The organism is Arthrobacter sp. H5 (assembly GCF_000520595.1).
Classification (GTDB): Bacteria; Actinomycetota; Actinomycetes; order Actinomycetales; family Micrococcaceae; genus Arthrobacter_D.
In genome coordinates this window covers 80,106-90,201 of the sequence record NZ_KI914982.1, presented here as the reverse complement: position 1 = coordinate 90,201, position 10,096 = coordinate 80,106, and the positions used below count along the sequence as shown (strand labels likewise).

At 61.9% G+C, this 10,096-nt stretch carries 8 protein-coding genes and 1 tRNA gene; 3 read left to right on the top strand and 6 right to left on the bottom strand.

Annotated features, from left to right (window positions below; all coding sequences use genetic code 11):
• The first annotated feature begins 216 nt into the window (after positions 1–216).
• On the top strand, positions 217–957 hold the full coding sequence (gene yidC, locus Y708_RS0105310; protein WP_051478630.1) for a YidC/Oxa1 family membrane protein insertase: 741 nt from the start codon (positions 217–219) through the stop codon (positions 955–957).
• Positions 958–984: 27 nt separating this feature from the next.
• Positions 985–2,376 (top strand): cryptochrome/photolyase family protein, encoded by a 1,392-nt coding sequence (locus tag Y708_RS0105305; RefSeq protein ID WP_028279122.1) that lies wholly within the window; start codon positions 985–987, stop codon positions 2,374–2,376.
• On the opposite strand, the gene Y708_RS0105300 is transcribed toward Y708_RS0105305, so the two are convergent.
• From Y708_RS0105300 to Y708_RS0105285, 4 genes are all read right to left on the bottom strand, one after another.
• Positions 2,373–2,870: a DUF6328 family protein gene (locus tag Y708_RS0105300; RefSeq protein ID WP_028279121.1), complete on the bottom strand. Its 498-nt coding sequence runs from the start codon at positions 2,868–2,870 to the stop codon at positions 2,373–2,375. The two genes, Y708_RS0105305 and Y708_RS0105300, sit on opposite strands and share 4 nt — an antisense overlap.
• A 102-nt stretch (positions 2,871–2,972) precedes the next feature.
• A tRNA-Met gene (locus Y708_RS0105295) sits at positions 2,973–3,046 on the bottom strand.
• Between the two features lie 50 nt (positions 3,047–3,096).
• On the bottom strand, positions 3,097–6,087 hold the full coding sequence (locus Y708_RS23040) for a UPF0182 family membrane protein (protein ID WP_173401502.1): 2,991 nt from the start codon (positions 6,085–6,087) through the stop codon (positions 3,097–3,099).
• 256 nt (positions 6,088–6,343) lie between these two features.
• Positions 6,344–7,375 (bottom strand): YlbL family protein, encoded by a 1,032-nt coding sequence (locus Y708_RS0105285; RefSeq protein ID WP_155853704.1) that lies wholly within the window; start codon positions 7,373–7,375, stop codon positions 6,344–6,346.
• A 326-nt stretch (positions 7,376–7,701) separates the two neighbouring features.
• Between Y708_RS0105285 and Y708_RS23035 the strand changes: the two genes are divergently transcribed.
• The gene (locus Y708_RS23035; RefSeq protein WP_035775369.1) at positions 7,702–9,162 is read left to right on the top strand and encodes a zinc-dependent metalloprotease; all 1,461 of its coding nucleotides are present in this window, start codon (positions 7,702–7,704) and stop codon (positions 9,160–9,162) included.
• Positions 9,163–9,208: 46 nt separating this feature from the next.
• On the opposite strand, the gene Y708_RS0105275 is transcribed toward Y708_RS23035, so the two are convergent.
• Positions 9,209–9,751 carry a M48 metallopeptidase family protein gene (locus tag Y708_RS0105275; RefSeq protein ID WP_028279119.1) on the bottom strand — a complete coding sequence of 181 codons (543 nt, stop codon included), beginning with the start codon at positions 9,749–9,751 and terminating at the stop codon, positions 9,209–9,211.
• Positions 9,752–9,786: 35 nt separating this feature from the next.
• Positions 9,787–10,096: HRDC domain-containing protein (locus tag Y708_RS28155; protein ID WP_173401501.1), on the bottom strand; the 310-nt coding region annotated here is incomplete at its 5' end.

The following is a 10,096-nucleotide window of genomic DNA, read 5'->3' as shown; positions in this document are numbered from 1 at the left end:
CCGGCCGCTCACACAGCTGCACCCCCGGGAATTCCTCTCCCCCACCCACCCTGAGGTTCCCGGCAACGCACGCTCCCGTGCGCCCTCGCAGTCCTTCGCCGCCGCCTAGGACAGCCCGGGGCCCACGCCACCCCATCCCCGACCAGCGTCATGGATCACTGCTGTCCGCAGCGGCTCACTGAGTACTTATCCGCTCATTAGCCGAAGGACATCCCCATGAATCTGTACGATTTCCCGCCTCTAAACGCTGCCCTCGCTGTTTGCCTGGACATTCTGGACTGGCTCAGCGCGCTCCTCGTCTTCGCCGGGCCCGCCTCGGCGGGACTGGCCATCATTGTGCTGACAGTCGCCGTCCGCCTGCTTTTGGTCCCCACCAGCATTGGCCAGCTGCGCGCCGAACACACCCGGGCGAAGCTCGCACCGAAGCTGGCTGAACTGCGCCGTCGCCACCGTGACAACCCCGCCAAACTTCACAGTGAAACGATCCGCCTCTACCGGGATAAAGGGAGCACGCCATTTGCCGGAATGTCATCGGCGCTGGTCCAAGCGCCGGTGGTCACCGTACTTTACGGCGCGTTCATTCAGCAGCGCATCCAGGGAGGCCCAAACGTCCTGCTTTCGTTGGAGTTTCTCGACATTCAACTGGGAGCCTCCCCGGTTTCCCTGCTCATTTCCAGTGTTCCGGGGCCCCTGTCCGCCGCCGCTCTGGCGTCCATGGGACTTCTCCTGCTCGCCGTTGCCTGGATCAACCGTCGCCGGCTACAACGCACTGCAGCCGCGCCGGGCGGATCCGCGGGTGGGACACTGAGGCGCGCCCTCCAATGGATGCCTTTCGCGCTCATCCCCGTTGCCGCCGTCGTGCCCTTTGCCGCAGGGCTGTACGTGCTGACCAGCCAACTGTGGGCCGTTGCGGAGCGACCCGTGCTGCGCCGGATGCTGGAGAGGCGTGGATCGTGAGGGGGCCCTCGGCTGTAGATTGAACGTATGGCTGTGACCTTGGTGTGGCTCCGTGATGACCTTCGGCTGGAAGATAACCCCGCCCTCTGCGCCGCTGCGCAGAGTGGAAATGATGTGGTGGTTTGCTACGTGCTCGATGAGAAGAGCAAGGGGGTTCGGCCCCTTGGCGGCGCTACGCGATGGTGGCTGCACCATTCCCTTGAAGCGCTGGGGGGCGCCCTCGACCGGAAAGGGTCGCAGCTGGTGCTCCGAACCGGCGCGGCGGACAGCACAATTCAACACCTCGTTGAGGAATCGGGCGCTGAAACCGTGCTCTGGAACCGGCGCTATGGCAAGGCGGAGCGGGAGATCGATGCTGGTATCAAGGCCTGGTGCGGTGACAACGGGGTCCACGCACAGAGCTTCCAGGCGAACCTGCTGTTTGAGCCCTGGGAGATCACTACGGGCTCGGGCGGGCCGTATAAAGTTTTCACCCCTTTCTGGCGGTCCTGCATGGATCAACCGTCACCACGGAAGCCCCTGGACCCCCCGAAGTCCCTGTCGGGCCCACGGCTGGCTACAGATGAGCTCGCTGAGTGGGACCTGCTGCCAACCCGTCCCGACTGGGCCGAGGGGCTGCGTGAGACGTGGACGCCCGGTGAGGCCGGCGCCCACACGAGGTTGGATGACTTCCTCGACAGCGCGGTGGACGGTTACTCGGATGCCCGGGAGCGTCCTGCGGTTGAGGGCACCAGCCGCCTCTCTCCGCATCTTCGGTTCGGGGAGATCAGCCCGTTCCAGGTGTGGCACGCTGCGCAGGACTGCAGGAATGCGTCGATCGCCAGGGATGTCACCGTCTTCGGAACGGAGGTCGGATGGCGGGAGTTCTGCTGGCAACTGCTTTACCACAACCCCGATCTGGCAACGGTTAACTACCGCCGCGAATTCGACGCATTTGCCTGGGAGAAGCCGTCCGCCGACGAGCTCCGGTCATGGCAGCGCGGCTCCACGGGTTTTCCCCTCATCGATGCCGGCATGCGGCAGCTCTGGGATACCGGATGGATGCATAACCGGGTGCGGATGGCTGCGGCATCCTTCCTCATCAAGAACATGATGGTGGACTGGCGGGTGGGCGAGGAATGGTTCTGGGATACGCTCGTGGACGCGGATGCGGCGAACAACCCGGCCAACTGGCAGTGGGTTGCGGGGTCCGGCGCCGACGCCTCCCCCTATTTTCGGATTTTTAATCCGGTCACCCAAAGCAAAAAATTCGACGACGACGGCGCCTACCTTTGTCGTTGGGTTCCGGAACTTCGCGGTGCGGCGAACATACACGAGCCGTGGAAGACCGGCGTGAAGGGTTACCCGGAACCGCTCGTGGACCTGAAGGAGTCCCGTGAACGGGCGCTGTCTGCCTACCAGGACCTGCGCGGACGCTAGCGCTTGCGGAGCGAGCGCCTCTTGATGATCTGCGGCAAAGCAATCCACATGAGCGCGATCACCACGGCCAGCGCGATCGCTGAGACAGTGCCGGCGGTCCGGTCCAGCACTATGTCGAAAATCAGCCCGGTTGTGCCAATGAGGACAAGCGCCACCAGAAACATGGCTGCCCGCAGGATCCGGTCCGCGTTACGCACCAGTGCGTCTTTGATCCGCAGCTGGAAAAACGATCGGTGCATGATCACCGTGGCCAGGAGCAGCACCGTGATGAGTGCCGAAAGCATCACCAGGACCAAATAAACATCAAGCTGGAATGCGTCCAGTTCGGTAAAACGGGCCTGAAACGGGAGGGTGAGCAGAAAGCCGGTGAGAATCTGGATGCCGGTTTGGAGAACCCTCAATTCCTGCAGGAGTTCAAGCCAGTTCCGGTCAACCTTCTGGAGGGCGGACTCGCCGCGCCCGTCATCCCCCGCGTTGGCGCTTTGCTCGATCATTGCAACAGTGTATGCGAGCCTGCTTCGACGTCGATCCGCACGGCATCACAGTGACTTAAACCACAAGACCCCGGCCTCAACGGCCTGGGTCTTGATCTTTTGTTGCGGGGATAGGATTTGAACCTATGACCTCTGGGTTATGAGCCCAGCGAGCTACCGAACTGCTCCACCCCGCGGCGGAGATACTTACGTTACCCGCCGCGGGAGTGGAGCGCAAATCGAGCGGTCAGCTGCCATCCTCGGTGGGCTCGGCAGCGCCACCACCCAAACGCTCCTCGGCATCCAGCGCGAGCTGCAGGGCGGCGTTGAGCCGGTCCTGTGCCTCCCCGTAGGCCGCAAAGTCACCTTCCGCGAGAGCGGCCTGCCCATCCTGAATTGCTACGTTTGCCTCGTCGAGCGCAGCCCGCAGCTCGGTCTCAGGATCGCCGGTGCCGGGCTCAGCTGGCGGGGTTTCCGCTGGCGGTGTTTCGGCCGGCGGAGTGGTGGCCTCACCGTCCGCGAGAGGCTCGGTTGGCTCCTCCCCTGCGGGCGGAGGCGCCGAGTCTTCCGGAGTCTCTCCGACATTGCCGCTGTCACCCGTCTCAGCACCCGAGTCGCCCTGAAACACCTGGTCGAGCGCTTCGTCCAGCGTCGGAGCAAACCCGACTACTTCTCCGAAGCTCACCAGCACCCGGCGAAGGACCGGGAAGGAGGAATCTCCAGAGGAACGGACGTAGACCGGCTGCACGTACGCTATTCCTCCGCCAATCGGGAGGGTGAGCAGGTTTCCACTAATCACTTCGGACGCGCCCTGGCGCAACAGGTTAAGCTCCTGCGACACCGTGGTGTTGGAGTTGAAGAGGTTGGCAGCCTGGCCTGGCCCAACCGCGGAGTCCTCCCCGGACGTGTCCAACAGCCGGAGCGTACCGTAGGTGTCCGCCTTGACGCCGTCCTCGCCTGTTCCTGCATCCCCGTCGGCCGCCAGGAAACCGTACAGAACGTTTCGGGCCTCCCCGTCTTCGGGGACAAACGGGATGAACGGCGTGGTCAGCGAGAAGCTGGCACTGTCCTGCTCCGGCATCTGCAGCGAGAGGTAGAACGGCGGTTGTGGCACATCCGGAGCATTCTCTTCAAGCGTTGGATCGGAGGGAACGCTCCACGCTTCGCTGTTGTTGAAGAACGGAAAGGTTTCAGTGACGTGGTACCGGGCGAGCAGCTCGCGCTGGACCTTGAACATATCCTCCGGATACCGCACGTGGGCCATCAGATCGGCGGACATCTCACTGAATGGCTGCAATGAGGTTGGGTAGATGTTCTGCCACGCCTGCAGGATGGGATCCTCTTCATCCCACGCATAGAGATCCACCGACCCGTCATAGGCATCCACTGTAGCTTTGACGGCGTTGCGGATGTAGTTGACCTGCTCTGCCGGGAGGGCAGCAGAGCGGCCTTCGGCCGTGAGCGAATCGACGGTAGCGGACTCAAGTTCCTGCTGGGTGGAATAGGGGTAATCGGCGGTGGTGGTGTACCCGTCAATAATCCATTTCACGCGGCCATCGACAATTGCCGGATAGCTGTTTCCGTCCAGGGTGAGGTAGGGCGCCACCTTCTCAACCCGCTCCACCGGATCCCGGTCGTAGAGAATCTGGGACTCATTGTTAACCTCGTCTGACAGCAGCAGATCTGTCGACTGGAACTTCAGGGCAAAGACCAGGCGGTTGAAGATATTGCCCACGCTGGGACCGCCGTCACCCCTGAAGGTGCTGCGCGTCTCACCTTCAGAATTCTCGGTCTGCGGCCTGTCGATCTCCACCGGAGACGCTCCCTCCGGCGCCCCAACAATCGAATACTCCGGTGATTCCTCCCCAAAGTAGATTCTCGGCTCAAAAGTACTTTCGTCGCCGAGCACACCCGTGGAAGGAATTCCGGACTGGATAAAGCTGGGACGGCCGTCCGGCTCAACCGTTGAACCTGCTGCGGCAACAACGCCGTACCCGTGGGTGTAATAGGCGTGCTGGTTGACCCATCCGGTGGGCACACCCGCGGTGTCCAACTCGCGGACGGCAATGACTGTATCTTCGATCTCACCGTCGATCTCATACCGGTCCACGTTAAGGGTCTCCGGGAACTGGTAGTACTGCCGGAACTGCTCCAGTTGGCTGAACGCGTCGCTGACGAGGTTTGGGTCCAGTAGACGGATGTTGGCGGTGGTTTCACCGTCTTCATTCAGCGCCCCCTCCTCAGGGATTTCCTCAGGGTTGTAGTTGTTTACCTGCACTTCATCGAGGCCGTAAGCCTCACGGGTCATATTGATGTTGCGTTCTATATAGATCTCCTCCCGGCTGAACTCCGAGGGATCGACCTGTACCCGCTGGATGACCCACGGGTAGACGCCGCCTGCCAGGATCGCGGTGATGACAAGCATGGCCGTGCCGATGATGGGCAGCCGCCACCGTCCAATGACGGCTGAGACGATGAAGAGCACTGCCACCAGGATTGCGGCGGCGGCCAGAATAGCTTTGGTTGGGATGACGGCCGTGACATCGGTATACAAGGCGCCGTCCCAGTTTCCGCTGGTGCTGTTGAGGGCGGCATAGCGGTCCAGCCAGTAGTTAATTCCCTGCAGCAGTAGGAACAGCGCGGCAAGCACAGCGATGTGAATACGGGCAGCTTTGCTGGTGAACAGGCCTTTTTCCTCGAGACGGATGCCGCCGTAAAGGTAGTGGGTCAGGATGCCGCCGATGCCGCTGATGATCACGACGCTGATGAGGAAGCCGACGAGGAAGCCCAGTAATGGCAGGGTGAACACGTAGAAGCCAATGTCCAGCCCAAACTGTGGATCTGTTTCACCAAAAGGCACCTGATTGAAGAACAGCAGCATTGGCTCCCACTGCGAGGCTGCGGCAGTGCCCGCGAAAGCGGCCAACACCACGGGAATACCCAACATCAACAGCCGCCGGATAGGTTCCAGCTGCGCCTGGTAGCGGTTCAGGTTGTCCTGCACAGAGCTGTCCGGCGCATAGATCGGGCGGGACCGGTAGGCAATCCTCAAGCTGAAATAGACCGAAATGCCCATGATCAGGAACGCCGCGACAAACAATCCAATTCTTGTCAGATTCTCCGTGACAAATACTTCGAGGAAGCCCAACTGGTTGTACCAGAGGACGTCGGCGTAAACCTGCGAAAAATAGACGAAGGCAACAACAAGAATTCCGATAACTATCAAGGTGGGAACCAAGGGGCTGCGCCGTCGCGGGGTGGAGGAGTTCGATTGGCTCGGCCTGTTGCCGAACGGCCGGTCTGGTCCGGAAGTCACATTTACCTCATCGTTGGCTGATCTGTTTCACGGAATCGCGCCGCAGCGTCGCTTCCATGGAATTCCATTCTGCCTTGAACACGACCCGCCATCCCAATCCAGTTCCGGGCGTCGCGCCGTTCGGGTGGATCGTCATGAAATCGTGTCCAAAAGCGCCTCGAACCGCACCCGGCGGAACTCAGCCTGCCGAACACGTTGGCAGCGACGCGCCGTCGTCGTTTTCCGACCCCAGCGCACTGACGGCCTCGACGGCGTCATCGAGCGTCTGCACACTGACCACCCGCAGGCCGTCGGGCACATGCCCCACCACTTCGTCGCAATTCACGGCGGGAGCCAGGAAGACCTCCGCTCCGGCGTCGCGTGCTCCCACGAGTTTTTGCCTGATTCCCCCAATTCCACCAACATTGCCGGCCGAGTCGATGGTTCCAGTGCCGGCGAAATGGCGTCCGCCGGTCATTTCCCCTTCAGTCAGTTTGTCGATGATGCCAAGCGCAAACATAGTGCCTGCGGAGGGACCTCCCACATTGTTGAGTGCGATATCCACCTCAAAGGGAAAACTGAATTCCGAGTTAAGGAAGACGCCCAATTGAAAATCGCCGGTATCCGACTCAATCGGCGTAATGGTTTCGATGACGTCGTCTCCATCGCGGACCACACCAATGTCCACGCTCCCACCCGCCGCGGAGTTCAGCGCGTCCTTAAGAAAGTTGAGCGAGGAAATTTCCGTGCCGTCAATAGACGTCAGAACATCTCCGGTCTGAAGTATTCCTGCGGACGCGGACTCTTCCGGAAGATCAATGACGGTTAGTGTCTCGCTGAACTGGATATCGAGATTTGCCAACGCTGCCGCCACTGCGGCCTCCTGCGAGGAGGTCATCGCAACCGCGTTCTGCTCCTGGATGTCCGACTGTGTGACTTCCGGCGGGTAGACAAGCTCCCGCGGTGTCACTGCCTGCGTAGGATCCACCCAGGCACGGAACGCATCGAAGATGCTGATTTGCGTTCCGGGTCCACCGGAAACGAACACAGTGGTCAGGTCAAGATCACCCGTTGTCGGAAAGACCTCCCGCCCGGACACGTTGATCAACGGCTCTGAGTCCACCTCGCCAATCGTATTGAAGGTTGGACCGGGAGACTCCACCACGTACGGGGCGGGCAGCAGCACTGCCGCAGCTCCCAGCCCAAGAGCCAGCAAGCCTGAAACGGCCATGACAGTCAAGCGGGGATCCCTGGGCCGGGACGGCGGAGCTGGCTGGAAGACATCGACGGGGTTGGGCTGGGACAACTGAGCAACTTTCTAGGAACTGCGGTTCGGTCCGGGAAAATCACGGCGCCGGACCATCGGCACTCCAAGCCTACTTGCTGCCTCCCCTGCAACCATCGCCGCGTTCTTTGCCGACAGCGAACGGCGGCTGCATTTTGCGCCTTCACCGGATGCTGCCGGTAACGTGTAAGTTCCAGCGGCTTACAGCTGCGCCCTGAGGCGCAGCGTCCCAGCCGTTATGCGAAGCCGCTACTTCAGGACCGGTGGTATCAATGCCTTCCAATCCGTCAGACCCCACAAACGGGGACGATACGCCCAAGGACCCGCTGTCCGAGATGCTTGCCAGATTGCTCGGGGAGAACGCCTACGGCATCGATCCGCAGGAACTTGCCAAAGCCGCAGGTCTGCCGTCGGATCCCCAGGCCATGGCCATGATGATGCAACAGGTGCAGGCAATGTTCGCCTCCCAAAGCGACGGACCGGTGAACTGGAAGCTCGCCCACGAGCAAGCGCGCCGGGTTGCGGCCGCCGACAACGATCCCACCGTCTCGACGCAGCAGCGCCGCGAAGTGGATGAGGCACTGAAGCTGGCTGAGCTGTGGCTGGACCCAGTGACCGATTTTCCATCGATGGGCATGCTCGGACGCGCCTGGTCCAGGGCGGAATGGGTCGATGCCACCATGGATACCTGGAAGCGACTCACCGAACCCGTTGCAAACAGCATCGCTGTTGCACTTTCCCAGGCCCTCACCGAACAAATGCCTGAAGAGATGAAGTCGATGATGGGTGGTGCCGCATCGATGCTGCAGAACATGGGCGGCGCCATGTTTGGCATGCAGCTCGGCCAAGCGGTCGGCGCCCTGTCGAAGGATGTGGTCAGCGCTACGGACATTGGTGTTCCGTTGGCTGACGGCGTGATGGCACTGCTGCCCGCCAACGTCGCCGCGTTCGGCGAAGGGCTTGATATTCCCGATCAGGAGGTGCGGCTATTCCTTGCCGTCCGGGAGGCGGCACATGCACGGCTGTTTACCCACGTGCCGTGGCTTGCCGGACATCTCCTGGGAACCATCGAGAGTTACGCCCGCGGCATTCACATAGACATGTCAAAGATCGAGGACGTGGCACGGGACATCGACCCATCCAACCCCGAGTCACTGCAGTCGGCATTGTCGCAGGGCGTATTCATGCCCGAAAGCACGCCTGCCCAGGCCGCGGCCCTCTCCCGACTGGAAACCACACTCGCACTGGTGGAGGGATGGGTTGATGAGCTGAGCGCAGCTGCAACAGCCAATCTGCCCTCCTCCGCGGCGTTGAGGGAAATGGTGCGACGGCGGCGCGCAACCGGCGGTCCTGCGGAGAATGCTTTTGCGTCCCTGGTCGGTTTGGAATTGCGGCCGAGGCGGTTGCGTGATGCGGCCGTGCTGTGGGCACACCTTGCCGAGGACCGTGGCATAGAAGGCCGGGATGCGGTGTGGCAGCACCCCGATCTGCTTCCCACCGCGGAAGACCTCGACGATCCGGCGGGTTTTAGCAGCCGCCGCCGACTGATGGAATCCTCGGACTCGGATGTGGATGCAGCGTTGACGAAACTGCTCGACGGCGGGTTCGACGCGCCTACGGAGCAGCCCGGGGAGGGTGACAGCGGCCCGGAAACTGATGGTGGATCCCCCAACGAGCCGAACGATGACGACGACGAAACAGGCACTCAGCGGGGCACCGGCAACGGGTCCTGACCAGCCGTTGAGTAATTCGGGTCCTGACCAGCCGTTGAGAAATTCGTCAGCGGCCACTTAAGCCATGGTCGGCAGCGAATGCGGCACCCTCCAGGAACGCCTTTGCTGTCTCGGTCCGCGGGTAGGCGGATAGCAGCGCCCAGAACGCAGGGCTGTGCGACGATTCGATCAAATGCGCCATTTCATGCAGAATGACGTAGTCCACCACCCAGTCCGGCATTCCCTGGAGTTTGTGTGAAAGCCTGATGCGTCGCCGCGCGGGGGTGGCCGAGCCCCACCGCGAGTTCTGGTTGGTGACCCAGGCAATGGTTTGGGGCTTACCGCGCCCATCCAGGAACCTGTCCGCCAGCTCCTCCGCACGCATCCGGAGGGGTTCAGCGCCCTCGGGTGGCCTGACGGTCCGCTTGGCCTGAAGCTTGGCCACCATCTTCTCGACCCATTCCTTCTCCTGCTTCGCCGTGAAGTGCGCTGGGATAGACACCACTGTCACCCCATTGCGCACGTCGGCACTGACCGTGCGGCGGCGGCGCGTTGACCGCCTGACCTCAACCGGCGCGCCGGCGCCATCCCATCCTCTATTGCCTGTCATGCTCCGGCTCTCTTATTATTGGTGCGCTTGGCACATCAGCGGTGGAGTGAGAGAACGCCAAGGACGGACTCGCCGTACTTCTCCAGCTTGGCCGGTCCAATGCCGGCCAAGCTGCCGAGCGACTCAAGCGACTCGGGTTTTGCTTCGGCGATGGCCACAAGCGTGGCGTCGGTAAAGACAACAAAGGCGGGCACATCGCTCTCGCGGGCCTCTTCAAGCCGCCAAGTACGCAGCGCGTCAAAGGTTGCTTCCTCATAGGTCGAAGGACAGTCGGCGCACCGCCCGATTTTTCGTTCTGATCCGGTGGCCAGAACCCTGCCGCACGTGCGGCAGGTGGGGGGCGCC